The 24,161-nt window shown below is 67.4% G+C and carries 24 protein-coding genes; 8 read left to right on the forward strand and 16 right to left on the reverse strand.

Annotated features, from left to right (window positions below):
• Positions 1-128: 128 nt before the first annotated feature.
• The 5 genes from V2L32_RS04030 to mdh all read right to left on the reverse strand — a co-directional run bounded on the left by V2L32_RS04030 (position 129) and on the right by mdh (position 4,494).
• Entirely contained in the window at positions 129-917 is a 789-nt protein-coding gene (locus tag V2L32_RS04030; RefSeq protein WP_331235190.1) for a helix-turn-helix transcriptional regulator, read from the reverse strand.
• A gap of 60 nt (positions 918-977) precedes the next feature.
• Positions 978-1,394: a hypothetical protein gene (locus V2L32_RS04035; RefSeq protein WP_331235191.1), complete on the reverse strand. Its 417-nt coding sequence runs from the start codon at positions 1,392-1,394 to the stop codon at positions 978-980.
• A gap of 60 nt (positions 1,395-1,454) precedes the next feature.
• On the reverse strand, positions 1,455-2,441 hold the full coding sequence (locus tag V2L32_RS04040) for an A24 family peptidase C-terminal domain-containing protein (protein ID WP_331235192.1): 987 nt from the start codon (positions 2,439-2,441) through the stop codon (positions 1,455-1,457).
• A gap of 42 nt (positions 2,442-2,483) precedes the next feature.
• The gene (locus V2L32_RS04045) at positions 2,484-3,443 is read right to left on the reverse strand and encodes a hypothetical protein (RefSeq protein WP_331235193.1); all 960 of its coding nucleotides are present in this window, start codon (positions 3,441-3,443) and stop codon (positions 2,484-2,486) included.
• 136 nt (positions 3,444-3,579) lie between these two features.
• Positions 3,580-4,494 (reverse strand): malate dehydrogenase, encoded by a 915-nt coding sequence (gene mdh, locus V2L32_RS04050; protein WP_331235194.1) that lies wholly within the window; start codon positions 4,492-4,494, stop codon positions 3,580-3,582.
• Positions 4,495-4,634: 140 nt separating this feature from the next.
• On the opposite strand from mdh, the gene V2L32_RS04055 reads away from it, so the two are divergent.
• Entirely contained in the window at positions 4,635-5,264 is a 630-nt protein-coding gene (locus V2L32_RS04055; RefSeq protein ID WP_331235195.1) for an Sjogren's syndrome/scleroderma autoantigen 1 family protein, read from the forward strand.
• Positions 5,265-5,271: 7 nt separating this feature from the next.
• Here V2L32_RS04055 and V2L32_RS04060 read toward each other — a convergent pair whose 3' ends face one another.
• The 7 genes from V2L32_RS04060 to V2L32_RS04090 all read right to left on the reverse strand — a co-directional run bounded on the left by V2L32_RS04060 (position 5,272) and on the right by V2L32_RS04090 (position 13,155).
• The gene (locus tag V2L32_RS04060) at positions 5,272-5,673 is read right to left on the reverse strand and encodes an SHOCT domain-containing protein (protein WP_331235196.1); all 402 of its coding nucleotides are present in this window, start codon (positions 5,671-5,673) and stop codon (positions 5,272-5,274) included.
• A 60-nt stretch (positions 5,674-5,733) separates the two neighbouring features.
• Positions 5,734-8,169, reverse strand: coding sequence for a DEAD/DEAH box helicase (locus V2L32_RS04065; protein WP_331235197.1), 2,436 nt, complete (start codon positions 8,167-8,169; stop codon positions 5,734-5,736).
• A 64-nt stretch (positions 8,170-8,233) separates the two neighbouring features.
• On the reverse strand, positions 8,234-9,247 hold the full coding sequence (locus V2L32_RS04070; protein ID WP_331235198.1) for an NADP-dependent oxidoreductase: 1,014 nt from the start codon (positions 9,245-9,247) through the stop codon (positions 8,234-8,236).
• A 104-nt stretch (positions 9,248-9,351) separates the two neighbouring features.
• Positions 9,352-9,786: an ester cyclase gene (locus tag V2L32_RS04075; RefSeq protein WP_331235199.1), complete on the reverse strand. Its 435-nt coding sequence runs from the start codon at positions 9,784-9,786 to the stop codon at positions 9,352-9,354.
• A gap of 114 nt (positions 9,787-9,900) precedes the next feature.
• Positions 9,901-10,521 carry a dolichol kinase gene (locus V2L32_RS04080; RefSeq protein WP_331235200.1) on the reverse strand — a complete coding sequence of 207 codons (621 nt, stop codon included), beginning with the start codon at positions 10,519-10,521 and terminating at the stop codon, positions 9,901-9,903.
• Positions 10,518-12,311 carry a glycine--tRNA ligase gene (gene glyS / locus V2L32_RS04085; protein ID WP_331235201.1) on the reverse strand — a complete coding sequence of 598 codons (1,794 nt, stop codon included), beginning with the start codon at positions 12,309-12,311 and terminating at the stop codon, positions 10,518-10,520. Before glyS ends, V2L32_RS04080 begins: the two co-directional genes overlap by 4 nt.
• Complete coding sequence (locus V2L32_RS04090; protein WP_331235202.1) at positions 12,304-13,155, reverse strand: CBS domain-containing protein; 852 nt, start codon at positions 13,153-13,155, stop codon at positions 12,304-12,306. Before V2L32_RS04090 ends, glyS begins: the two co-directional genes overlap by 8 nt.
• 152 nt (positions 13,156-13,307) lie before the next feature.
• Here V2L32_RS04090 and V2L32_RS04095 point away from each other — a divergent pair, with 152 nt between their 5' ends.
• The 6 genes from V2L32_RS04095 to V2L32_RS04120 all read left to right on the forward strand — a co-directional run bounded on the left by V2L32_RS04095 (position 13,308) and on the right by V2L32_RS04120 (position 20,035).
• Positions 13,308-13,478: a DUF7556 family protein gene (locus V2L32_RS04095; protein WP_331235203.1), complete on the forward strand. Its 171-nt coding sequence runs from the start codon at positions 13,308-13,310 to the stop codon at positions 13,476-13,478.
• 138 nt (positions 13,479-13,616) lie between these two features.
• A complete protein-coding gene (locus tag V2L32_RS04100) occupies positions 13,617-14,129 on the forward strand; it encodes a PPC domain-containing DNA-binding protein (RefSeq protein ID WP_331235204.1) in 513 nt (170 codons plus the stop codon).
• Complete coding sequence (locus V2L32_RS04105; protein WP_331235205.1) at positions 14,129-17,692, forward strand: DNA polymerase II large subunit; 3,564 nt, start codon at positions 14,129-14,131, stop codon at positions 17,690-17,692. The genes V2L32_RS04100 and V2L32_RS04105 overlap by 1 nt, the downstream gene beginning before the upstream one ends.
• An 88-nt stretch (positions 17,693-17,780) precedes the next feature.
• On the forward strand, positions 17,781-18,752 hold the full coding sequence (locus V2L32_RS04110) for a radical SAM protein (RefSeq protein ID WP_331235206.1): 972 nt from the start codon (positions 17,781-17,783) through the stop codon (positions 18,750-18,752).
• A gap of 76 nt (positions 18,753-18,828) precedes the next feature.
• The gene (locus V2L32_RS04115) at positions 18,829-19,119 is read left to right on the forward strand and encodes a DUF7130 family rubredoxin-like protein (RefSeq protein ID WP_331235207.1); all 291 of its coding nucleotides are present in this window, start codon (positions 18,829-18,831) and stop codon (positions 19,117-19,119) included.
• 25 nt (positions 19,120-19,144) lie between these two features.
• Positions 19,145-20,035 (forward strand): ketopantoate reductase family protein, encoded by an 891-nt coding sequence (locus V2L32_RS04120; RefSeq protein WP_331235208.1) that lies wholly within the window; start codon positions 19,145-19,147, stop codon positions 20,033-20,035.
• Here V2L32_RS04120 and V2L32_RS04125 read toward each other — a convergent pair.
• Positions 20,032-20,388, reverse strand: a complete 357-nt coding sequence (locus V2L32_RS04125; RefSeq protein ID WP_331235209.1) for a NifU family protein — start codon at positions 20,386-20,388, stop codon at positions 20,032-20,034. The genes V2L32_RS04120 and V2L32_RS04125 overlap by 4 nt on opposite strands.
• A 49-nt stretch (positions 20,389-20,437) precedes the next feature.
• Positions 20,438-20,755: a DUF5783 family protein gene (locus V2L32_RS04130; RefSeq protein WP_331235210.1), complete on the reverse strand. Its 318-nt coding sequence runs from the start codon at positions 20,753-20,755 to the stop codon at positions 20,438-20,440.
• A 601-nt stretch (positions 20,756-21,356) separates the two neighbouring features.
• On the opposite strand from V2L32_RS04130, the gene V2L32_RS04135 reads away from it, so the two are divergent.
• Positions 21,357-22,046, forward strand: a complete 690-nt coding sequence (locus V2L32_RS04135; RefSeq protein ID WP_331236581.1) for an alpha/beta fold hydrolase — start codon at positions 21,357-21,359, stop codon at positions 22,044-22,046.
• A 251-nt stretch (positions 22,047-22,297) separates the two neighbouring features.
• Here the strand turns inward: V2L32_RS04135 and V2L32_RS04140 are convergent, their stop codons facing one another.
• Positions 22,298-22,660: a DUF7475 family protein gene (locus V2L32_RS04140; protein WP_331235211.1), complete on the reverse strand. Its 363-nt coding sequence runs from the start codon at positions 22,658-22,660 to the stop codon at positions 22,298-22,300.
• 64 nt (positions 22,661-22,724) lie between these two features.
• Positions 22,725-24,134 (reverse strand): DHH family phosphoesterase, encoded by a 1,410-nt coding sequence (locus V2L32_RS04145; RefSeq protein WP_331235212.1) that lies wholly within the window; start codon positions 24,132-24,134, stop codon positions 22,725-22,727.
• Positions 24,135-24,161: the final 27 nt, after the last annotated feature.

Here is a 24,161-nt window from a genome sequence, read left to right on the forward strand (position 1 = left end):
GGTGGTGATCGGTCCATCCCCGGACGACATCCTGGTGGAGACGGTACGCGTACCGACCCGTCCCCGTCTACGGGGGACGGTCGCTTATAGCTGCGTCCCGGGAGGGGTCCTACGTCGTGGGACACCGATCAGGGGAGCGGTACGCCTTCGGCATCGACCGGGTATGCCCGCTCGCTGTACTCCTCGTAGAGCGCGCTCACTCGCTCGACGAACCCCGGCGAGTCGCTCTCGAGACACGCGAGCAGCCGCTCGTCCTCGTAGGCGCCGGCGAAGGCGGTGTCGTCGAGGACCGAGAGGCCGAGCGGCGGCGACTCGTCGAGGACCCGGACCGAGAGCGCGTCGGTCCGCATCGCCTCCGCGAACCGATCCCCGTAGGCCGTCTTCGAGGCCGAGAGCGCGTCGGCACCGAGGATCACCTCGGAGTCGACCCCCCGCTCGAGGAGCGCCGCGTGCGCCTCGTTGAACACCGGACTGACGATGGGTGTGAGCCCGCGGAACTCGGTCGAGTCGATCGCACCGACCCGCTCGGCGTACCGGTGAACCGGGGCGTAGGGGTTCCCCTCGGTCGCGCGCGTGACCGTCGCCGTCGCGAGCTCCTCGGGGGTGAGCGTGAGTCCGCCGGCGACGAGGGCGTCGAGGAAGGGTGCGGCGGCCTCCGCCTGCGAGACCGTCTCCGCCAGGTCGCGGTAGGCGTCGAGGACCATCTCCCCGGCGGCGGTCGATCGGTACTGGCCGTTGCACTTCCGCGCCCAGCCACGCTCGCAGAGCGCCGAGAGGTTGCGGTGGAGCGACGAGCGCGCGATCGAACACCGCTCGGCGAGCGCCGCGGGCGGGCCCGGTTCGGTGTCGAGCGCGGAGAGCAGCGTGACGCGGTTCGGAGAGGACGCGAGAAAGCGGATCGCATCGTCGGCCGACATACCGGGGGTCGGACACGACGACGTATAGCTGTTTTCACACGCAGGGTTATAAAAAGCGAGTTAGTCCGTCCGCCGATAGAAGGCGTAGATCCCCGCGCCGAGACCGAGCCCGGTCGAGAGCACCCGCGGACCGCTCTCGGCGAACGCCTCACCCGGTTCCGCAGCCGCGTCCGCCAGTCCGAGCGCGATCAGTCCCGTCACGACGAGCGCCGAGGTGACGAGGCCGATGAGGCCCGCGATCGCGAAATCGGCGACGACTACCTCCCGGCCGCGTTCGAAGTACGTCTCCGTGTCCACGTCTCCGAAGAGCACCCAGACCGCGCCGACGACCGGCGCGCCGACCGCCGCGGTGGCCGCGGTGCCGTAGAGCGCCGGCAGGCCGAGGGCGGGCCGGACCACTGCGTCGAGACCCGTCGCGAGCAGCACCGCCACTAGGACGAACGCGACGAAGCCGGCTACGTGCCGTGCGGGGAGCATACGCGGGGATGGACGTGGCTGGGGCATAGGCGTTTTGTCGTGAGCGGACGGAATCGCGGCTCACGCCAGGCCGAGCGCCGAGAGCAGCGAGAACAGCACGTTGCCGTAGACCAGCGAGACGAGCAGGCCCAGGGAGATCGGGACGAGAAACGGGATCCCCGGCGAGACCCAGACGACCTCCCGCTCGGTGAGCAGGTCGAGACCCTCCCTGAGACGCTCGGGGGTCGTCCCGTAGGCCGGTCCGACGTCGATCAGGAACGCCTCCGCACCCCAGGGATCGCCGGAAGAACCGCCGTCCGTTCGGAGACCGTCATCGGATCGGGGGCCGCCGTCCGTGGCGACCGCGCCGTCCCCGACCGGGTTCGGTGTCGTCGGGATGGAGGCCGGGTCGCGGAAGGTAACGGCGTCCTCGCGCAGGTCGGCGAGGGTCGTCCCCCGCCAGCGGAGGTACATCCGCAGCGCGTCGAGGTCGAGTCCCGACCGGTCGAACCCCTCGCGCGACTCGACGACTCGACCGTGGGTCTCCTCGACCTCGTCCCACGGGACCGGCGTGGCGATGAACGCGATCGGTCCCCGGTGACCGGAGAGCGCGTTCCGGGCGAAGAGGACGAACGGATAGGCCGCGCCGACCAGCACCGCGTTCGTGAGGATCGTGAGCGAGAACACGCCCACCGGGGTGACCCCCAGGGGGAAGACGGTCCCGAGGACGATGTAGGTGGGGAACGTCGGAAAGAGCAGGGCGAGCACAAAAAGCGCCTTCGCGTCCGCACCGCCGAACGCGCCGAGGCGGTAGAAGCCGTAGGCCATGGGCACGACGATCAGGAGGCTCATCGCGACCCGCAGCGAGAACACGCGCCAGACCAACCCGCCCATCTCCCACGCGGCGAGGGCGTCCCACGCCAGGAGAACGACGGCGAGCGCGCCGATCGGGAGCCAGGTCCTCGAAGGCACGCGACGGGTCCGGATATCGCGATAGGCGACCCACACGAACAGCGGGAGCGAGAGGAGTCTGAGGAGGTCGGGCGCGCTCGCGACGTCCGGGGACATCGACCCGAGAGGGGTCGATGAGCGGTGTATGCTTTGTGGGCGTCAGGAGAGGAGGGAAAAGCCCTCGGTGTCCCGCAGACCGTCGCGGTGGCGTTCGAGGTAGCAGCGCACGCCGGGCTGGTGGGCCGCGCCGACGATCAACAGCACCTCGGTCGACCGCTCGTTGTGCGCCACGGCGTAGTCGGCCATCCGCTCGTTACGAGCGTGGGTGACGAGTTCGAGTTCGGGGTCGTGACGGCGCAGCCACTCCCGTTCGAGCGGCTGTGGCAGGAACGTCCGCTCGTAGTGGACCTGGAGGTCGCGGAGTCTGTCGGGCTCGCGGGCGGCCCGGCGGCTCTTCGCGGACGAGGTGAAGTCCCGGGCGGTCGCCCGCTCCTCGCGGCCCGTGAGGAACGAGGCCGCGACGGCGCCGGGCGACCGCGTGACCTCCTCGCCGTAGAGCTCCGAGCCCGACTCGATCAGCGAGAACGCCGCCTCGCGGAACCGGTCGGAGACGTCCTCGATCCCAAGGGTAGCGAGCGGTCCGTCCGCTCCGGCGTGACAGCCCTCCAGGTGTGACTCGCCCTCGAGGGTCGCACAGCGGTCCAGCGCCCACCCGTAGTCGTCCATCTCGCACACCCGACCGAGTTCCGAGAAGTAGAGCGGGCGGATTCCCTGCTCGCAGTAGACCGTCGCGCCCCGGTCGACGGCCGCGGAGACGTGCTCGCGGAGGACCGACCCCTCCTCGTCAGTGCCGGCGTGGGTGATCCCGTGGACGGTGAACGAGTGGCCGTCGATCTCGACGGTCACCCCCGGCAGCCCGTCGGGGTCGGACTCCGCCGCGATCCCCTTCCCTCGCAGGTCGTACCACTCGCGTTTCGCCCGGACGTAGGCGTCGTGCTCCGAATCAGCGTCGGTCACTGAAACGAGGGTAGAGAGCGACTCCGCTTCCCGGATCGCGTCGAGCCGGTCCCGCTCGGCGGTCGTGAGCACCCGGTTCGAGTCGATCGGCTCCGTCGTCACCCGTGTCCCCCGACCGCGAGTCGTAGTGGCAGAACCGCTCGTCGCATACGTTCCGTGAGCGGCCGTTCGTTCAAAACGCTTCGGGCCGGGCCCGAACCCGCGCACCGTCCCGGTCCGGCTATCGAACCCGTCGCAGTCAGGCGATCTTCCCGTACTGCTCGGAGAGCTTCTCGCTCGCCTCGTCCATCAGTTCGACCTCGTAGTCGTCGAGGTCCCACTCGACGACCTCCTCGACGCCGTTCGATCCGAGCTTCACCGGCACGCCGAAGGCGGTGTCCTCGTGGCCGTACTCTCCCTCGAGGACGACCGAGGCGGGCAGCACCTCGCCGGTGTCCCTGAGAACGGCCTCGACCATGTGGGCGACGCCCGTCGCGGGCCCCCACTCGGTCGCGCCCTTGCGCTGGATGACGTCCATCGCGCTCTCGGTGAGCTCGTCGAGGATCTCCTCGCGCTCGCCCTCGGTGAACTCGGGGTCCATCCCGTCGACGCGGACCTTCGAGAAGACCGGCACCTGCGCGTCACCGTGCTCGCCGAGGATCGTCGCCTCGACGTTTCTCACCTGGGTGCCGAAGCGCTGGGCGAGGACGTACCGGAACCGGGCGGAGTCGAGGCGTCCGCCGAAGCCGATCACCGCCTGGCGATCGCGGTCGCCGACCTCGTAGAGGTGGCGGTTGAGCAGGTCGACGGGGTTCGAGGTCGTGATCGAGACGTAGTCGTCGTTGTACTCGTCGATCGAGGAGCCGATGTCGTCCATGATCGGTGCGTTGTCGCCCGCGAGGTCGATCCGGGTCTGGCCGGGCTGGCGCGGGATGCCCGCAGTGATGACGACGACGTCCGAACCCTCAGTAGCCGAGTAGTCGCCCTGTCGCACCGTCGTGTTCGCGTCGTAGGCGGCGCCGTGGTTGACGTCGGCGGCCTGCCCGACGACCTCCTCTTCCATGTCGGGGATGTCGACGAGGACGAGTTCGTCCGCGAGGTCGCGCAGCGCGAGGTTGTACGCCGTCGCCGCCCCGACCGTGCCCGCCGCTCCGATCACGCTCACTTTCGTCATATCACGTAACACCGCACCGGGAAGGCCGTTAAGCGTGTCGGAACCACGCATTAGGCGTCGACTGCCGTTCGAGTATTCGACTATCGTCGAAGCCGGATCCGCTCCACAGCGCTTTTCGCCGAGGCCTCCTTTCCTCACCCATGAGCGAGTTCGACAAGGAGGCCGAACGCGAGAAGCTCCGGGAGAAGTACGAGCGCGACCGGCACGAACGCGAGGCGACCCAGCAGATGAGCGACCTGCTCCTGCGGGGTGCGACGATGACCAACCGCCACTGCGGGGAGTGTCGCTCGCCGATCTTCCGCTACGAGGGCAGCGAGTTCTGTCCGACCTGCGAACGGGAGGTCGAGAGACCGGAGGAAGCCGACGGGACCGCGAACGACCGGGAACCCGCGAGCGCGGAGGGCGCCGAGATCGACGTCGAGTCCGCACGCGAGAAAGCGGAGGACGCCGTAGGTCGGGACGTTGGCTCGACCGAAGTAGGTACCGACACGGGAGAGGAGAGACCCGACCCGGAGGAGGTGTCGCTCGCGACCGCGCCCGAGACCGCTCCCGATCGGATCTCGGTGCCCGATACGGTCCGAGAGGACGACTCCGAGACCACCGAGCGGCGACGGAGAGGAGGGGGAGACCTCGCCGACGCCCGTAGCGCGCTCTGTGAGACGATCGCGCACCTCTCGCGGCGGGCGGCGAACGCCGACGATCCCCGACGGGCCGAGGAGTTCCTCGCGGCCGCCGACCGGGCGGCAGAGACGCTCCGAAAGCTCGGCTGAGCGAGTACTACCGCTCGTACTCCAGTTCCCTGGCGTCCTCCTCGCCGGCCCCGCGTACGGACGCGGGGAACGTATCGAGTTCGACCAGCCGTTCGAGGCGGTGTTCGAACTCCTCGTCGTCGATCTCGCCCTCCGCGTACCGCCGTTTCAGTTCCGCGAGCGCGGTGTCCTCGTCGGCACCCGGATCCACCCGTCGTCCCCGTTGCTCTGTATCCCCTCCGAACAGCATCTCCGCGACTTCCTCCCCCCAGAACAGCAGGATCGGCGTCAGCAGGAACCAGCCGACCACCGCGACGGCGCCCGCGAGCGCTTCGAGACCGGCCATGCCGACGAGCGCGGTGAGCGCGAACGTCACGATGGCGACCAGCAGCCAGAGGTCCTCGGCAACGAACTCGCGCAGATCCGTCATCGCTCCGACTATCCGCCGGGAAGCCACAAAACCGTTCCCCGTTGTGGACGGGCGAGAGGATTAGTTCCCGTACTCGCTCGCGACGACCTCCCTGATCCGTTCGGCGGTCACCTCGCCCACCCCGTCGGTCTCCATCAGCTCCCCCTCGCTCGCGGTGAGTACCGCCTCGACGCTCCCGAACTGCTCCAAGAGCGCTCGCGCGGTCACCGGCCCGATGTCGGCGATCGACCCGACGACGTACTCCTGCTGCTCGGCGAGCGTCTTCGCCCCCTTCTCGCCGTGGACCCGGACCTCTCTTTCGGACTCTTCCTGCTCCCGTTTCGCGATCACCGAGAGGAGTTCGGTCGTGTCCTCTCGACCCCTGGTCCGTAAGACCGACGCGCCGAAGTCGACCGCGAGGCTCGCGAGCGCCCCCCGGATCGCGTTCGGGTGGACGTTTCGCTCCTCGTAGAGCCCCTCGCCCTCGACGATCACGACCGGTCGGGCGTAGTGTCGGCTCAGGTCGCCGACCTGCTCGAACACCGAACGTTCGCCACCGAACAGCGAGTCGAGGAAGTCCGCCACCGACTTGCGCTCGACGGCCACCCGGTCCGAGAGGACGTAGTCGCCCACCGCGAGCGTCTCCAGACGTACCTCGATCCCCTCGCGCCGGGAGAGTTCGCGGGCGATGTGCGAGTCGAGTTCGCGCTGGTCGGCGACGATCTCGATCCCCTCCTCGCTCGGTCGTGCCGTCGCGACCACGCCCTCGGATCGGTCCTCGCTCTCACCCTCGGAGGTGCCGGTCTCCTCGCTCGCTGCCTCCTCGTCCGGGCCGTTCGTTGGCGGCGAGAACGACGCGAGGTCGGGCTGTCCGCCACCGGTTCGGTCCGTCCGCGAGGAGGACCCCCGATCGGTACCGTTGCCGGTCTCGAACTGGCCGAGCTGCGACTGGTCGTCGTCGAGCTCCTCCGAGACCTCCTTCGCCACGCCCTTCAGCTCCGCGAGTTCGGAGGCCATCTCCTTCTCGCGCCGGCGCGAGATCCAGAAGTACGCCTCGTCCCTGGTCCCTTCGGCCATCAGCACGACGACGCGGCCCTCGGACTGCCGACCCGTCCGACCCTTTCGCTGGATCGACCGGATCGCCGTGGGGACGGGTTCGTAGAAGAGTACGAGATCGACCTCGGGGACGTCGAGACCCTCCTCTGCCACCGATGTCGAGACGAGCACGTCGAACTCGCCCCCGCGAAAGGCGTCGAGGACCTCCTTCTGCTGGTTCTGTGTCATCCCCGAACTGCCCTCCTTGTCCCCCTGACCGACGAACCGGCGGGCGTCGACGTGGGCGGAGAGGAACTCGGTGAGCGTCTCGGCCGTGTCGCGGTACTCCGTGAAGACGATCACCCGGTCGCCGCCGCTCGCGAGCGTCTCGATCACGAGCCTGCGGGTCTCGGCGAGCTTCGGGTGGAGGTCGTCGTACGCCCTGGCGAGCCGGATCGCCTCGCGGATCCTCGGCTCGCTGACGAGGCGCTGGCTCGCCTTCGACGCGCCCGAGGAGCGAGCCTCGTTCTGCAGCCGCTCGAAGTAGGCGACGAGCGCCTCGACGCCCTGTGACTCGACGACCTCGACGCCGTGTTTGAGCTTCATCACCTCCGCGTGGATCGACATCCCCTGGTAGCCCTCGGACTGGTCGTTCGAGATCAGCTTCTGGAGTTCGCTCCGGGCGGCGAACAGCTCCTTTCTGGAGATGTCGACGCGCGCCGAGGGGAGAATGCCCATCTCCTTCAGGCGTTCCAGACGCTCTTTGAGTACCTCGTTCATCCCGTCGCGGATCTCGAGGATCTCCTCGGGTACCTGGATCGTCTCCCACTCGACCTCGGTGTCGTGGGTGTACTTCGCGACGTCCGCGTCCTCCTCGGTCATCACCTCGACTTCGGTGAGCCCGAGGTTCTCACAGACCTCCGTGATCGACTCGCGGTCACCACCGGGCGAGGCGCTCATCCCCGTCACGAGTGGGTTCTCCGCATCTCGGTGGTACCGTTCGGCGATGTAGACGTAGGCGTAGTCGCCCGTCGCGCGGTGACACTCGTCGAAGGTGAGGTGCGTGACCTCCGAAAGCGACAGACGGCTCCCGACGAGGTCGTTCTCGACGACCTGCGGGGTGGCGATCACCACGGTGGCCTCCTCCCAGAGTTCGGCGCGGTCGTCCGGCCGGACCTCGCCGGTGAAGACGACGATCTCGTCGTCGGGTACGGAGAGGGCGTCGCGGTAGAAGGCCGCGTGCTGTTCGACCAGCGGTTTCGTGGGTGCGAGAAAGAGCACCTTTCCCCCGACGCTCGCGAGGCGTTCGGCTGTGACGAGCAGGCTCACGGTGGTCTTGCCGAGGCCAGTCGGGAGGCAGACGAGCGTGTGTGCGGTCTTCGCCACGCCGGCGAGCTGGATCTGGTAGAGCCGGCGCTCTACGAACCCCGGAGCCAGCAACGGGTGCTCGACGTAGGCGACGTCGCCCTGCGTGGCGGCCATCACCCGTCGTTGGCCGCCACCGCGAATAAACGTTGAGTCCGCGGGGTGAAAGTGATCGGCGCCGCTACCGCTCGGCGACCCGCACGACCTGCTTGCCGACGTTCTCGCCCTCGAACAGCCCGATGAACGCCTCGGGCGCGCTCTCGATCCCCTCCGAGACCGTCTCCTCGTAGGTGAGTTCCCCCTCGCTGATCCATCCTGCGAGCCGTTCGGTCACCTCCTCGTATCTCCTCTCGTAGTCGGAGATCAGAAATCCCTCGACGCGGGCGCGCGTCTCGATCAGCTTCCAGAGTTTGCGGGGGCCGGTCGACGGCCCCTCCTCGTTGTAGAGGGCGATCTGTCCGCAGACGGTCACGCGAGCGCGCTCGTTGAGTTGGTGAAAGACCGCGTCGGTGATCTCGCCGCCGACGTTGTCGTAGTAGACGTCGACGCCGTCGGGACACGCCTCGGCGATAGCAGTGTACATGTCCTCCGACTCCCGGTAGTTCACCGCCTCGTCGAGACCCAACTCCCCGGTGAGCCAGTCGCACTTCCGATCGGAGCCGGCGATCCCCACCACGCGAGCGCCACAGAGTTTGGCGATCTGCCCGACGACCGATCCGACCGCGCCGGCTGCCGCGGAGACGACCATCGTGTCGCCCGGCTTCGGCTCCGCGACGTCGAGCGTCCCGAAATAAGCGGTCCGGCCGGGCATCCCGAGCACGCCGAGCGCCGTGGAAATCGGCGCTAGCTCCGGATCCACCGGCTGAACCTCGTGACCCGGTGCCGTCGCGTACTCCGCCCACCGGAACGGTCCGACGACCACCTCGCCTTCTCTGTACTCCGGATGGGCGGACTCCACCACCTCGCCGACGGCTCTCGCCTGCATCGGCTCTCCCACATCCCAGGACTCCGCGTAGGAGTCGCGATCGCGCATCCGCCCGCGCATGTACGGGTCTACCGAGAGCACGAGAACCCTGACGAGCACCTCGCCTGCCCTAGGCTCCGGAACCTCGGTCTCGACCAGTTCGAAGTCCTCGGTACGTGGTTTTCCCTCCGGTCGGCTCGCGAGCACCCACTCGCGGTTCGTCCTCTCCATGTCCGATCTGGTGGGGCCACGCTCAAGAACGTTCGGCGATCGAGCGGGCGGAGTCCGATTCCTCGGATCCCCCGGGCGGGAATCGACCCCGATCTACGAACCGGCTACAGTCTGAGGTGTGCCGGCGGATCGAGGACCTCGAGCTGTTCGAGCAGCCCCAGGCGATCTTCCTCGATCCAGATCTCCGCGATCTCGTCGCCCTCGATCCGGTACATCGCTATCCCGGACCACTCGACCGTCCGACCGCTCGGCTCGACGTCCAGGTACTCGCCCGTGTGCGTTCCGCTGACGGTGTAGCGGACCGCGACCGTATCGTCCTCGGAGATCAACACGTCGGTCCGCCCCGAGTAGTCGGGAAACGTCTCGAAGTGCGCGTCGAGAAACTCCTCGATCTCCTCGTATCCGTGGAGCTCCCTGCCGAGGCCGTGTTCGACGACGTCATCGGCGAGCAGCTCCGACATCGTCTCCCTGTCCCGCTCGTTGAACGCGTTCAGGTAGCGCCTGATCAGTTCCTCGTGTTCGTTCGCTCGCTCTGTCATGGTGTCTCCGATCGGCGCCCGGAGCGCCGGTCGTCCTTCATCGGCCACAGTGTTAGTTGTTACCACATCGTCGGTGCCGCACTACCCGAGTTCGAGGATCGGCCGCGATCGGACTCACAGCACCACGAACGCGAGCCACATCGCCACGCCCGCGCCGACCGGGATCGAGATGTTGTCGTCGACTACGTAATCACGGACGATCAGGGGGACCCCGTCGGCGAGCGTCGCGACGAGCGCGCCGGCCGCCGCGACGGCGAATGCGGTCGCTGCGACGGCAGTCGCGCCGGGGACGGTCGGGTCGATTCCGGCCCAGACGAACGGTACCGCGAGGACGAAACAGACGACGAACGTCGCGACGAGGACGGGCACCGGCTTTCGTGAGAGTCCGCCGTCGCCGAACGTCTTCCCCAGAAAGCCACTGACCGGATCGCCGATCGCGAGCATCAACATTCCGGGGATGGCGATCGCCGGCGCGAAGAGCAACGCGAGGAACGCGAAGCCGACCATGTAGAGCGCGTAGCCCGCGACCTTCTCCTGTTCGTACTCGCGGGTGAGGTTCTCGTAGATCCACCAGTCGAGCCCGTGTCTGAGTCGAACGACCTCGAGGACGGCTGCGACCCCGACGCCCAGCACGAGCAGCGCGATGAGCTGGTCCCAGGTGAGGATCCCGAGGAGGTAGGCGGCCGGCGCTAGTACTCCGGAGGAGTGGACCAGCCGCCTGCCGATCTCGGTCACGTCTCCGCCGTGGTCTCGGCTCGCTCTGTTAGCTCTTCGTACTCCTCGACCAGGTCGACGAACGTCGCCCGGCCGTACCGCAGCTCGTGCAGGCGACCGATCAACTCGTCGCGGGGCAACCGGACCTGCCGCGTCGAGTCGCGGTCCCTGAGGGTGACGGTGTCGTCCTCGATGCTCTCGTAGTCGACGGTGACGCCGAACGGCGTCCCAACCTCGTCCTGTCTCCTGTACCGGCGGCCGATGTTCCCCGAGTCGTCGTAGCTGACCGAGAAACCGCTCTCGCGCAGCTGCCGGGCGAGCGCGCTCGCACGTTCGCCCATCCCGTCCCGATCCATCAGCGGGAAGACGCCGACGAACGTGGGCGCGACCGCGGGCTCGAACGCGAGGAACCGTCTCGACTCGTCGTCGACCTCGTCCTCCCGGTATCCGTGGTCGATCAGCGTGTAGACGGTCCTGTCGACGCCGAAGGAGGGTTCGACCACGTGCGGGACGACGTGCTCACCGGACTCCGTCACCTCCTCGACCGAAAAGCCCGTCCTCTCCGTGGGTATCTCGTAGAGCTCTCCGTCGACCTCGACCGTCACGGTCTCGCCCGCGAACGCCTCGCGGTCCCGGGCGGCGAGGGCCGCGAGTTCGTCGGCGATCCCCGCCGCGGCACCGCCGAACTCCGGTCCCAAGAAACTCATGTCGGGGTCGACCGTCGCGCGCTCGACCGTCACGGGTTCGTCGTACTGCCGGAAGACCGTGAACTCCTCGTCGGCGTGTTCGGCGTGCTTCGAGAGATCGTAGTCCCCACGGTAGGCGAAACCCGCGATCTCGATCCAGTTTCCACCCACTTCGGCCTCGGCGTCCCAGCAGTCGGCGGCGTAGTGCGCCCGTTCGCCGGGCAAGTGCTGTCGGAACCGGAACCGGTCCATGTCGACGCCGATCCGCTCGTACCACTCCGCAGCGATCCCCAGGTAGTAGGCGATCCACTCGTTCTCGAGGACGCCCTCGGAGACGGCCGCTCCGAGGGTCATCTCGACGGGGCCGCCCTCTCCATCCTGGGCTTCCACGGAGTAGAGTGGCAGGGTGGTGTCCGCGACCCCCGAGAGATTCGGCCTGTCCGTCTCCGGATCGACGAACAGCTCTAGCTCCGCCTGCGTCAGTTCGCGAACCCGGACGATCGCCCGGCGAGGGCTGATCTCGTTCCGGTACGCCCGACCGATCTGCGTCACGCCGAACGGGAGCTGGTTCCTCGCGTACTCCCTGAGGAGGGGAAATTCGACGAAGATCCCCTGGGCGGTCTCCGGCCTGAGATAGCCCGGACTCCCTGTCCCTGGCCCGATCGCCGTCTCGAACATCAGGTTGAACTCGGTGACCTGCTCGCCCGCGAGCGCCGCGCCGCAGGCGGGACAGTCGATCCCCTCCTCGCGGATGATCGTCTCGACCTCCGGGATCGGGAGCGCTTCGGCGTCCTCGATCCCGATCGCATCCTCGACGAGGTGGTCGGCTCGGTGGCTCTCGCCGCACTCCGCACACTCGACGAGCATGTCGTCGAACGTGTCGAGGTGGCCCGACGCCTCGAAGACCGGTTCGGGCATGATCGTCGGCGCGTCGAGTTCGAGGTTGTCTTCCCGTACCGTAAAGCGCTCGCGCCAGGTGTCCTCCACGTGGCGTTTGAGTGCCGCGCCCTGCGGGCCGTAGGTGTAGAAGCCGGCGACGCCGCCGTAAGCCCCCGACGACGGGAAGAAGAAGCCCCGACGTTTCGCGAGTTCGACGACGTCTTCGTCCGTCGGACCCTCACTCATAGATCGCCTCGAGCAGGTGGACGTCCTTCAGGATACCGACGAGGTCGTCGCCCGAGACCATCGGGATCTGTTCGATGTCGTGGCGGATCATCTGCTGGGCGGCCTCCTCGGCGCTCCGACGACGGGTCACCGTCACCACGTCTTCGGTCATGAACTCCCCGACTGGCGTCTCGGGGATCACGACGTTTCGCGTGGGAACCGACCGGCTCGCGACCGCCTTGATCCCCTCCCAGGCCCACTCGCTGTCCTGTCCGGCGACGGCGTCACCCGGGTTCTCCTCGCCGTCGACGACCTCCGCGACCGCGATCACGTCGACGGCGGTGATGATCCCACACATCTTCCCCTCGCCGTCGAGGACGACGGCGTACGGCTCGTCGGCGTAGTAGAGCTCGCGCTCGGCGACCGGCAGCGGCGTCTCTCGGTAGGTGGAGTTGACGTGGCGGTCCTCGAGCCCGCCGACCTCGGTCTCGCCGTCGATCCTCCCCTCCGCGACCGCCCTGATCACGTCCGTGATCGTGACGATCCCCTCCAGTTCGCCGTCGACGACCGGCACTCTTCGGGCCCCTTCCTCGACGATCAACCGCGAGAGCTCCGCGATCGAGGCCTCCTTCCCGATCGTCGGCACCTCCTCCAGCAGGAGCGCGAGCTGGTTCTCGTCGGGGTTCTCGATCAGTCCCTCGCGCGTGACGAGCCCCCGGAAGACCTCCGTGCCCGCTTCCTCTTTCACGACGGGGACCGAGGAGAACCGGCGTTCCTGCAGGTACTCGAGGGCGTCGTCGCGCGTACCGGGGAGTTCCACCGTGACGAGCTCCGAGCGAGGCGTCATCGCGTCCGCGACGTTCATACTCGGCGCGTTCGCCCCCCGCGCTCTTGTACCCTCCGACGGCGATCGTCTGGACGAACGGTCGGTGTGAACGCGCCACACGGAGTGGATCCGAATGATTGTCCGGTTGTCGTTTCGACGGGCTTATAAACGATGGTACGCATTGTCAAAGTATGTCCACGAGGGCGACGCGACTGCCGGACGTGGCTCGCGAATCGGAGGTGATGGCGGCCGTCGACGAGGGCGAGCGGTGTAGCCGCTACGTCATCGCCGACGTGTCGATCGACGACGCGTGGCTCTCGATGCCGGTAGCGGAGGCGGCGTCGCTCCGCGACTGGCGATAGCGGGTCGGTCGGTAGAGGGTTTCTCGGCCCGTATCTCCCCGATCGAGCGACACCACCTCGCGACCGGCGACCGAGTTCGGTCGCTCGAACCGACGGGACCCAGTGTATTTTTGTAAACGCCCGTCCTCGGTCAGAGACATGAAACATCGGGCGGTGGAGACGACCCGGGAGTTCGTCGCTCGGTTCGAGCGGGGTGCCGAGTGGCGGGCGGAGATCGAGACGCTCGCCGTCGCCGAGGCGGTTGACGCCGGGGTCTTTTTCGCCTACGGGACGGTCTCCGACGCGGAGGTCCTCTTCTACGACCAGCGAGACGAGCGCCACGAGCGGGTGGTCTTCGACGAGCCGCTCACCGTCACCGGCTGTGTCGGGAGCATCTCCTGGATCGAACGCGAGGATACGCGGACGAGCGACCGGCGTGAAGGCGACGAGGCCGAGGACGACGGACATGAGGAGACGAACGAACCGCCCAGAACCGGCCGTCGCGAGCGGGAGGTCCGGACCTACGCGACGTTCGCCCGGCCGAGCGGCCAGGCGCTCGCGGGTCGGCTCCAGGGCGCGACGGTCCTCACTGGCGAGTGTTACCTCCGGGCGTTCGACGACTCGTTCGAGCGAGTCGCGGAGGAAACCGGCCTCGACACGCTCGATCTCTGATGCGGCCGGCCGACGAGCGGTACTTCGAGCGGCTCGAAACGCGGCTCGAGGAGGCGATGGACGTCGCGAGCGAGGCGAGGAGACGCGGCGAGGACCCCTCGCCCGAGGTCGAGATTCCGATCGCGAAGGACATGGCCGACCGCGTCGAGAACATCCTCGGGATCGAGGGGGTCGCGGAGCGAGTTCGGGAGCTCGAGGGGCAGATGAGCCGCGAGGAGGCGGCGCTCTCGCTCGCGACGGACTTCGCCGAGGAGCGCGTCGGCGAGTTCGAAACCCGCGAGGGACGGATCGAGGGGGCAGTGAGAACGGCGGTCGCGCTACTGACCGAGGGCGTCGTCGCCGCGCCGATCGAGGGGATCGACGGCGTCGAGATCCTCACGAACGACGACGGCACCGAGTTCGTCAACGTCTACTACGCCGGGCCGATCCGCTCGGCGGGTGGCACCGCCCAGGCGCTCTCGGTGCTGGTCGCCGACTACACGCGCGCGTTGCTCGGTATCGACGAGTACGACGCGAGGGACGACGAGGTCGAACGTTACGCCGAGGAGATCGCGCTCTACGACGGCGAGACGGGCCTGCAGTACACGCCGAAGGACGAGGAGACGAAGTTCATCGCGCGGAACCTCCCGGTGATGCTCGACGGGGAGGCGACCGGCGACGACGAGGTTTCGGGCTTTCGGGACCTCGATCGGGTGGATACGAACAACGCCCGCGGCGGGATGTGTCTCGTCCTCGCCGAGGGGATCGCCCAGAAAGCCCCGAAGATCGAGCGCTACACCTCCCAGCTCGACGAGATCGACTGGCCCTGGCTCGACGACCTGATCGAGGGGACGATCGGGGAGCCCGAGGGCCCGTCCGCCCCCTCCGAGGTCGAACCCGACGAGGAGGACGGAAGCGAAACGGAACCCGAGGTCGACGAGGACGACGGAGACGAGTCCGAGGGACCGGTCCGGGTCGAACCCGCCGACAAGTTCCTCCGGGACCTGATCGCGGGCCGGCCGGTGTTCAGCCACCCCTCGCGGGCGGGGGGCTTTCGCCTCCGGTACGGCCGGGCGCGCAACCACGGCTTCGCGACGGCGGGCGTCCACCCGGCGACGATGCACGTCGTGGACGACTTCCTCGCGACCGGGACCCAGATCAAGACCGAGCGGCCGGGGAAGGCGGCGGGCGTGATCCCGGTCGACTCGATCGAGGGGCCGACCGTCCGGCTGGCCAACGGCGTCGTCAAACGGATCGACGATCCCGAGGAGGGGCTCGAACTCAGGAACGGCGTGGACGCGATCCTCGACGTCGGCGAGTACCTCGTGAACTACGGCGAGTTCGTCGAGAACAACCACGCGCTCGCACCGGCGTCGTACGTGTACGAGTGGTGGATCCAGGAGTTTTCGACGACCGAAGCACCCGTCGAGGCGATGGCGGACGACCCGCGGATCGACCTCGACGACCCCTCTCCGGAGGAAGCGATCGAGTGGGCGATCGAGTACGACGCGCCGCTGCATCCGAGCTACACCTACCTCTGGCACGATCTCTCCGTATCCGAGTTCCGCACGCTGGCCGACGCGGTCGACGGCGCGAAGATCGCACAGACCGACGGCGCCGTCGAGCCGGGTCGTTCCGGCACCGCGGTCGGCCGGGGTGGGACGCTCGTGATCGAACGCACCGAGGAAACGAGGCGAGCGCTCGAATCGCTGCTCGTCCCCCACGTCCAGGAGGAGTCCGAACTCCACGTCGAGGAGTGGAAGCCCCTGGTTCGCTCGCTCGGCCTCAACGAGACGCTCTCGCGCACGTGGAAGACGCTGAGCGACCGTGCGGAGGGGTGGCCGAACGCGATGCGGGCGGTGAACGAGGTCGCCCCCTTCACCGTCCGAGAGCGCGCGCCGACGCGGATCGGCAACCGGATGGGCCGGCCCGAGAAGTCCGAGTCCCGCGACCTGAGCCCGGCAGTCCACACGCTCTTCCCGATCGGCGAGGCGGGCGGGACCCAGCGGGACGTGACGAAGGCGACCCACCACGCCCCGGAGATGAACTCGACGCCCGGTCTGATCTCCGCCCTGGTCGGCCGCCGAGAGTGTGTCGACTGCGACGACTTCACCTACCGGAACCGCTGTCCCTCCTGTGACGGGCGGACCGAACCGAGCTACTTCTGTGAGGACTGCGAGATCGACCTCGACCCGGACGAGGCCGGCCGCGTCGTCTGCCCGCGCTGCGAACGGGAGGGGACGACGCTTCGCTGGGAGACGATCGACCTGGACGCGATCTACCACGAAGCGCTCACCTCGATCGGCGAACGCGAGGGGTCGTTCGAGATCCTGAAAGGGGTGAAGGGGCTCACCTCGGAGTTCAAGACCCCAGAACCGATGGCGAAGGGCGTCCTCCGGGCGAAACACGGCGTCTCGACGTTCAAGGACGGCACCGTCCGCTACGACATGACCGACCTGCCCGTCACCGCCGTGAAGCCGGAGGAGCTCTCGGTCACGGTCGACGAGTTCCGCGAACTCGGCTACCACGAGGACATCGACGGCGAGCCGCTCCGTCACGACGACCAGCTGGTCGAGCTACGAGTCCAGGACGTCGTCCTCTCGGACGGCGCCGCAGAACACATGATGAAGACCGCGGATTTCGTCGACGATCTTCTGAAACGATACTACGGACTGGAGCCGTTCTACGCGGTCGACGAGCGCGAGGACCTGGTGGGAGAGCTCGTCTTCGGGATGGCACCGCACACCTCCGCAGCGGTCGTCGGCCGCGTGATCGGCTTCACGAGCGCGGCTGTTGGATATGCCCACCCATATTTTCACGCAGCAAAGCGTAGGAATTGTGACGGGGATGAGGATTGTATCATGCTTCTCATGGACGGCCTGCTCAACTTCAGCAAGTCCTACCTGCCCGACAAACGTGGCGGACAGATGGACGCCCCGCTCGTGATGAGTTCGCGGATCGACCCGACGGAGATCGACGACGAGGCGCACAACATGGACGTCGTCGACCGCTACCCCCTCGAGTTCTACGAGGCCACCACGAGAATGGCCGATCCCGGGGAGGTCGAGATCCAGATCGCCGAGGAGAGCCTGGGGACGGACAAGGAGTATACGGGCTTCCGCCACACCCACGAGACGAGGGACATCCACATGGGGCCGGCGCTCTCTGCGTACAAGACGCTCGGGCCGATGATGGAGAAGATGGACGCACAGCTCGAACTCGCCCGCAAGCTGCGGGCCGTCGACGAGACCGACGTCGCCGAGCGCGTCATCGAGTACCACTTCCTCCCCGACCTGATCGGCAACCTCCGGGCCTTTTCCAGCCAGACGACGCGCTGTCTCGGCTGCGGGGAGAAGTTCCGGCGGATGCCGCTATCTGGCGACTGCCCCGAGTGTGGCGGGGACGTCACCCTCACGGTGCACCAGGGCTCGGTCTCGAAGTACATGGACCACGCGATCAGGGTCGCCGAACAGTACGACTGCCGGGAGTACACGAAACAGCGCCTCTACATCCTCGAGAAGACGTTGGAGAGCGTCTTCGAAGACGACACGAACAAGCAGTCGGGTATCGCGGACTTCATGTGAGCCGATACGGGTCGATCGTCGGATCGTTCCCGAAACCACACGGCGGGCGAGCGTAACAGATACGATACCGCGTCACAATCTAGCACGTATGAGCACCGAGAGCGAGGCGACCCCTCGGTACCACGGGCTCTCGTACGAGGAGTTCGGCGAGCGGATCGCCCACCTGAAAGCGCGTTACGCCGACTGCGACCTCTGTGCGTACGACTGTCGGGTCGACCGCACCGCGGGGAACGTCGGGACGTGCCAGGTCGACGATACGGTGTACGTCTCCTCGTACTTCCCACACTTCGGCGAGGAAGAGCCCCTCAAAGGCTGGAACGGGAGCGGGACGATCTTCCTCGCGAACTGTAACATGAAGTGTGTCTTCTGCCAGAACTTCGAGACGAGCCACGAGGCCCGCGGCGAGCCGGCGACGGCCGAGGAGATCGCCGAGATGGCGCTCTCGCTCCAGGCCCGCGGGTGCCACAACGTCAACTTCGTCTCGCCGACGCACCACTCGCCGCACCTGGTCGAGGCGGTCTGGATCGCCCGCGAACGCGGGCTCGACGTGCCGGTCGTCTGGAACTGCGGCGGCTACGAGCGGCGGGAGATCCTCGAACGCCTCGAGGGGATCGTCGATATCTACATGCCGGACGTGAAGTGGTCGGACGACCGATCGGCCGCGCTCTACTCGAAGGCGCCGGGGTACTGGGAGAACGTGAAGAGGTCGTTGCGGGAGATGCACCGGCAGGTCGGCGACCTCCGCATCGACGATCGCGGGCTCGCGACCGGCGGCCTGCTCGTCCGACACCTCGTGATGCCGAACCACGTCGAGAGCGCGAAGGGCGTGATGGAGTTCGTCGTGGAGGGGCTCTCCGAGGACACGTTCGTCGATGTCATGGCGCAGTACCAGCCGTACTACAAGGCCGAGAGCGAGGAGTTCTACGACGACATAAACCGTCGGATCACGGCCGAGGAGTACCGCGAGGTGGTCGAACACGCCCGCACGGTCGGCTTGGAGCGCCTCTACCTCGACGAGTCGATGCTCGCCGATCGACCCGGTTTCTTCGATCTCTTCTGACGGGACGGTGCTAACCGAGACGGTTCTCCGGCGTTCGCGGTCCAGAGTTAATAGCTCACGCGTCGTCTCGCTCCCCATGGCGGGAGAACGCTCGGAGGTGAAGATCGGTGCAACGCTCTACGACGAAGAGGGGAACGAAGTCGGGAGGGTGCGGGGGTTCGATCAGGACGGGATCTACGTCACGACGCGGGAGGGGATCGCCTCGCTCTCGGTCGAACACGAACGATCGGTGCCCGAGTTCGGCGAGGCGGAGCTGGTCTGGCGCTGTGGGATCTGCGGGGAGATGGGCGAGATAGTGGCGCTTCCCGATTCGTGTCCGTCCTGTGGCGCCGAGCGGGAGGAGCTGTACTACTGGACCGAGGACTGATCCCTTCCCCGTGCGACCATCGGGTATGGAGGTCGTCGTCCTCGGCGCGGGGAGCCTCGGGAGCCTCGTCGGAGGGCTGCTCGCGCGCGAGCACCGGGTGACGCTCGTCGGCCGCGACCCGCACGTCTCGGCGGTCGAGCGCGATGGGCTCCGGGTCGTCGGCGAGGTGGAGCGCGAGGTGAACCCGCGCGCGACGACCGACGGCACCGGTCTCTCCGGGGATCTCGCGATCGTGACGGTGAAGGCGTTCGATACCCCGGAAGCGGCGCGGGTTCTCGCGACCGGCTCGTTTCGAACCACGCTCTCGCTGCAGAACGGGATGGGAAACGAATCGGCCCTGACCGACGCGCTCGATTCCGCGGTCCTCGCGGGGACGGCCAGCTACGGGGCCGTACTCCGCGAACCGGGACTCGTCGAGTGTACCGGGATCGGCGAGGTAGCGATCGGCCCTCCTGGGGGTGGCGAGAGTCCCGTCGCGGAGCGGGTCGGGGCGGCGTTTCGTGAGAGCGGGATCGGCTGCGAGGCGTCAATGGAGATGCCGCGTCGACTCTGGGAGAAGCTCGCGGTGAACGCCGCGATCAACCCGGTGACTGCCCTCTCCGGTGCCGAAAACGGAGCCGTGATCGACGGACCGCTCGCCCCTGTGGCGGAAGCGGCCGCCCGGGAGACGGCGGCGGTCGCGCGCGACGATGGCATCGACCTCCCGGAGGAACGAACGCTCGACGCATTCACACGAGTCGCTGGCGACACCGCACGGAACACCTCTTCGATGGCACAGGACGTGGCCAACGGGAGCGAAACCGAGATCGACGCGATCAACGGCTACGTCGTGGATCGGGCGAACGGACCGGTACCAGTGAACGAGACGCTGACGGCGCTCGTCAGGGGCTGGGAACGGGAAAAGGGACTTCGTTAGAACGGGGCCTGCGGACCTTCGTCGTCGTCGCTGGTCTCGCCGGGGAACGAGGGGCTCATACCGCCGCCACCCATCCCGTCCATGCCGCCGCCCATCCCCGTGTCGGCGTGGACACGGTTGATCTCGGGGATCTCCTTCACCATCCGGCTCTTGATCGCCTGGATCGTCATCGGGGAGATACCACAGCCCGAACAGGCGCCGCCGAGCATGATCGTGACCTCGCCGTTCTCCCGATCGAGGTCCTGAATCGCCGCGCTACCGCCGTGCATCTGGATCTGCGGGAAGTTCCGGCGCAGGAAGTTCATCACGCGCTGTTCGAGGTCGTCCTCCGGCTCCTGGGATTCCGTGCTCATGGGTGCGGGTAGGGTGCGGGCACTCTTAGCCCTTTGGACCGGTTCGAGATCAGCCCTCGAATCCAAAGACGCGACGGTGTTCGCGTTCGAGCCGGTCGACGTAGGTATCCAGTACCTCCTCGAACCGGTCGCGATCGACCGCGATTCCCATCCGCTCGTAGGGATCGTCCGGGAGGTCGATGCTGAACTCGCCGTCGCCCTCGTAGCGGGGCTCGCTCTCGTTCAACACGAACTGGTCGATGCCGTGGATCAGTTCGGAGTCGTAGCGCTCGTTCATGTACTCGAACGCCTGCTTGTACGCCCGCTGTAGCTCGTTGAAGTAGTGGACGTACTTCTCCTCGAACTTCTCGGGGTCGAACTCGGCCATACACGGGACTCTCGGCCGTCGTGAGCATAAGTCGGACGAAGTTCGCCACGACGTTCGAACCCCCGGATGGCGGGAACGCACGGTATGGGATCGATCGTCCCCTAGACCGATCCGACAGAAGCCTCCGTGGTGACGACGAGGGAACGACTGTCATAAACCGAATGTGGAGATACAGAATCGCAGTCGAAGGTCGCGGACCTTACCGTTCGTCCAACCGCGGTGGTCGTCGAGAGGGTTCGATCCACGAATCCATCGAAACCAGAGGCGACGGTCGAGTGGGCCGATCACAAGCGGTCGAGGCTGGGAGCTCGTGTAACAGACTGCGCCCCGTTGGACAGGAGTATACGTCTGCGAGAGTGTCACACGACACACCCAATGACGACTCCAGAACGAAGTCCGTTCTCCGGGTTCACGCGGCACCGGGCCGATCGACGGACCGAGGCGATATCGCTCGCAGACGGCCGGACCGTGTCGTACGTGGACTGCGGGGATCCCGGCGGCGAGGTCCTCTTTTACTTTCACGGAAGTCCCGGGAGCCGGTACGAGGGCTGGTTCTTCGACCGCCCAGCCAGGACCCAAGGCTACCGCGTAATCGCCCCGGATCGGCCCGGAATGGGGTGGAGCGACTACGACCCGGGCTACGCTTCTCGGATACACCGCCGACGTCACCGAGATTGCGGATGCGCTCGGCGTCGAGCGCTTCGGTCTCCTCGGACTCTCGGGCGGCGGGACGACCGCGCTCTCGTGTGCGAGTGCGCTGGCACACCGCGTCACGACGCTCGGACTGGTCTGCAGTTGGGCACCTGTCGGTGTCGAGTCGGATCTGGCCGCTCGACTCGCACCGCTCGACCGAGCGTACATGCAACTCTCGAGGCTAGGTCCGGTCCCCTTCGTCCCGGCGTTCGCGGTCGTCGGCCTCGCGGCCCGGTATCTGTCGGCCGAGACGTTCACACGGAAACTCCTCTCGAGATCGCTCTCGAAGGCCGATCGACGCCTGCTGAGCGACCCCGACCTCCGGCGCGTTCTGAGCGAGGACACGCGCGAATCGTTTCGGACGGGGTTCCGTGGTCCCGCTCGTAACGCGTATCTCAGGTACCGACCGTGGGGCTTCGACGTCGCCACCGTGGAGTGTCCGGCCGTCGTTCACCACGGTACCGACGATAGCTTCGCTCCGTACCTGTTCGGCGAGTACCTCGGTGACGAGTTACCGGACGCGACGCTGTATCCGTATCCATGGGGTCATCTGCAGTTTTTCACCGAACAGGAAACCGTGCTAGCCTCGCTTCGGTAGAACCGCTCCTGGGGTCGTGTCGACAACCGTTTCGACCGGTATCGCTGGGTATCACGGCGAGTCAACCTCGTCGCGGTAGTCGTCACAGTCGTACTCCCGGACCACGACTTCCCTCAGGGAGCGATTCTCTATCGTCGTATCCAGTTTATCGTGGGACATGTATCGACCGGAGGATCGATCCGCGTCGTGATGGAGTACGACAGAAACACACCTCCGGCGGGTCCTCCGTACCGGAAACCGCGAAAACGGACTCAGCTCGACGTGCGATAGAGGTAGACCAGGACGAGAATCAGCCCGACCTGTGCGACCTTGTCACCCAGGTGTGAGGGCGGGATCTCGCCAGCCGAGATCCGCTCCAAGTTGAGCGCGATCCAGAGGACGATCTGGACGCCGGTGTAGGGGATTCCGACGAGGTAGAGCAGCCGTCGCCGGTAGTCGATGAGGAGGAGTACGACCGCGCCGGCGAACCCCGTCCCCGCGAGGATGAAGAGGATACCCATGGGATGGGGGAGGAACCCGACACCGAGAACGAGGTGGACGCCCGCGCTGACGAGCGCGAGCGCGATACCAAGCCAATGCACTGTCGAGAGCGTGCCGAGCGAGAGCGACACCATGTCCACTCATTCGTGGCGATCGGACATCAACCCGGGCACGGAAGGGTCCCGACGAGGGACGCCGCTACCGCAACTGCTCGCCGACGAGTCGATCCAAATGGCCGACGAACTCGCGCTCGCGTCCCGTCGGGATCGTCGCGCCGGCGGCCACGTCGTGACCGCCTCCGTCACCCTCCACCGCCCGGGCGGCCTCACCGACCGCCGCCGAGAGGTCGAGGCCACGGCCGACGAGCCCGCGCGTGCCACGGGTGGAGACCTTCGTCTCCTCCTCGGACTTCGCCGCGAACGCCACGATCGGCTTCCCGTAGCTGATCCCGCCGCTTCCCATCGCCATGCCGGCGACGATACCGACGATCGTGTCCGGGATCTCGGTACCTGCATCGAACCACTGGACGTACTCTTCGTGGGTGACGCCGGTCTCCTCGACGAGGCGGACCCCCGACGAGAGGTTCCGGCGGTGTTCTCCGAGAAGTTTCCGAGCCGCCGCGAGCGCCCCGTCACGGTCGCCCAGACAGACCGCGAGGCCGACGTCCGCCCGATCGTACCGCGCCGTCGCGTTCAGCAGCGTGGAGAACTCGCTCGCGTCGCGCAGCTCCGTTCCCGCTTCTTCCTCACTGAGGGTGTACGTCGTCCCGACGAGCGTCTCGATCTTCTCGGAGGGGACGCCGCGCGTGATCGCGTGTCGTAACAGCGCGCTCACGACCCGCTGTCGTTCGTCTCCGCCCAGGTCGACCCAGCAGCGCCACCCGTCCCCCGCTTTCAGATCGAGCCCGAGACCGTCGAGAAAGCGGATCGTCCCCGCCGGATCGTTCGAGACCCCGGGGATACCGAGGTCACCAGTGTACTCGAGCAGTTTCGGCAGCGGACGGGTCTGCGTGCCGTAGAGCGCGAGGTCGGTGCCGGCGTCGATCACGCCCGCCTCGACCGCCTCGGCGACGATTCCCGCGTTCGCGCCGTGGAGTTCGCCGTCGCTCGCCTGCATGTCGCCGACCGCGCCGACGATCGCGAGGGCGGCGAGGTCCCGGTTGTCGTGGCCGTTCTCGAGCGCGCGTGCGAGCACGTAGCTCGCGCCCGCCCCCGAGAGCTCCGACGCCCCGTCGATCCCCTCCAGGAGCGGGTTGAGGTGACAGTCGGTGTCGGCCTCTGCAGGCTGGTGGTGATCGCAGATCACGGGTGTGAACGCTCCCTCTCGCTCGTACTCCGCGATGAGGTCTAGCTGGCCGCTGCCGAAGTCGGTGAACAGCACCGTCTCGTACTCGCTCGCGGCGATGCCCTCGATCACCTCGCTATCGAGCTGTTTCGCGAACGTCGCCTCGAAGTCGATTCCCGCCCGCGAGAGCGCCCCCGCGGCGACGCCCGCGCTCGTCAGCCCGTCGGCGTCGATGTGCGAGGCGAGCAGCACCTCGTCGGCTGCGCGGAGCGCCTCCGCACAGCGATCGGCGCGCTCTCGGAGTTCGGGAACCGGACCGTCCATCTGGCGGATCTGGGGCGCGCTCGTATG

The organism is Halalkalicoccus sp. CGA53 (assembly GCF_036429475.1).
Taxonomy (GTDB): domain Archaea; phylum Halobacteriota; class Halobacteria; order Halobacteriales; family Halalkalicoccaceae; genus Natronorarus; species Natronorarus salvus.

What these genes read in the sequence shown, in the direction of transcription:
- V2L32_RS04030 (WP_331235190.1), bottom strand. Translation starts at nt 917, where the DNA reads ATGTCGGCCGACGATGCGATCCGCTTTCTCGCGTCCTCTCCGAACCGC.
- V2L32_RS04035 (WP_331235191.1), bottom strand. Translation starts at nt 1,394, where the DNA reads ATGCTCCCCGCACGGCACGTAGCCGGCTTCGTCGCGTTCGTCCTAGTG.
- V2L32_RS04040 (WP_331235192.1), bottom strand. Translation starts at nt 2,441, where the DNA reads ATGTCCCCGGACGTCGCGAGCGCGCCCGACCTCCTCAGACTCCTCTCG.
- mdh (WP_331235194.1), bottom strand. Translation starts at nt 4,494, where the DNA reads ATGACGAAAGTGAGCGTGATCGGAGCGGCGGGCACGGTCGGGGCGGCG.
- V2L32_RS04055 (WP_331235195.1), top strand. Translation starts at nt 4,635, where the DNA reads ATGAGCGAGTTCGACAAGGAGGCCGAACGCGAGAAGCTCCGGGAGAAG.
- V2L32_RS04060 (WP_331235196.1), bottom strand. Translation starts at nt 5,673, where the DNA reads ATGACGGATCTGCGCGAGTTCGTTGCCGAGGACCTCTGGCTGCTGGTC.
- V2L32_RS04065 (WP_331235197.1), bottom strand. Translation starts at nt 8,169, where the DNA reads ATGGCCGCCACGCAGGGCGACGTCGCCTACGTCGAGCACCCGTTGCTG.
- V2L32_RS04070 (WP_331235198.1), bottom strand. Translation starts at nt 9,247, where the DNA reads ATGGAGAGGACGAACCGCGAGTGGGTGCTCGCGAGCCGACCGGAGGGA.
- V2L32_RS04075 (WP_331235199.1), bottom strand. Translation starts at nt 9,786, where the DNA reads ATGACAGAGCGAGCGAACGAACACGAGGAACTGATCAGGCGCTACCTG.
- glyS (WP_331235201.1), bottom strand. Translation starts at nt 12,311, where the DNA reads ATGAGTGAGGGTCCGACGGACGAAGACGTCGTCGAACTCGCGAAACGT.
- V2L32_RS04090 (WP_331235202.1), bottom strand. Translation starts at nt 13,155, where the DNA reads ATGAACGTCGCGGACGCGATGACGCCTCGCTCGGAGCTCGTCACGGTG.
- V2L32_RS04095 (WP_331235203.1), top strand. Translation starts at nt 13,308, where the DNA reads ATGTCCACGAGGGCGACGCGACTGCCGGACGTGGCTCGCGAATCGGAG.
- V2L32_RS04100 (WP_331235204.1), top strand. Translation starts at nt 13,617, where the DNA reads ATGAAACATCGGGCGGTGGAGACGACCCGGGAGTTCGTCGCTCGGTTC.
- V2L32_RS04105 (WP_331235205.1), top strand. Translation starts at nt 14,129, where the DNA reads ATGCGGCCGGCCGACGAGCGGTACTTCGAGCGGCTCGAAACGCGGCTC.
- V2L32_RS04110 (WP_331235206.1), top strand. Translation starts at nt 17,781, where the DNA reads ATGAGCACCGAGAGCGAGGCGACCCCTCGGTACCACGGGCTCTCGTAC.
- V2L32_RS04115 (WP_331235207.1), top strand. Translation starts at nt 18,829, where the DNA reads ATGGCGGGAGAACGCTCGGAGGTGAAGATCGGTGCAACGCTCTACGAC.
- V2L32_RS04120 (WP_331235208.1), top strand. Translation starts at nt 19,145, where the DNA reads ATGGAGGTCGTCGTCCTCGGCGCGGGGAGCCTCGGGAGCCTCGTCGGA.
- V2L32_RS04125 (WP_331235209.1), bottom strand. Translation starts at nt 20,388, where the DNA reads ATGAGCACGGAATCCCAGGAGCCGGAGGACGACCTCGAACAGCGCGTG.
- V2L32_RS04130 (WP_331235210.1), bottom strand. Translation starts at nt 20,755, where the DNA reads ATGGCCGAGTTCGACCCCGAGAAGTTCGAGGAGAAGTACGTCCACTAC.
- V2L32_RS04140 (WP_331235211.1), bottom strand. Translation starts at nt 22,660, where the DNA reads ATGGTGTCGCTCTCGCTCGGCACGCTCTCGACAGTGCATTGGCTTGGT.
- V2L32_RS04145 (WP_331235212.1), bottom strand. Translation starts at nt 24,134, where the DNA reads ATGGACGGTCCGGTTCCCGAACTCCGAGAGCGCGCCGATCGCTGTGCG.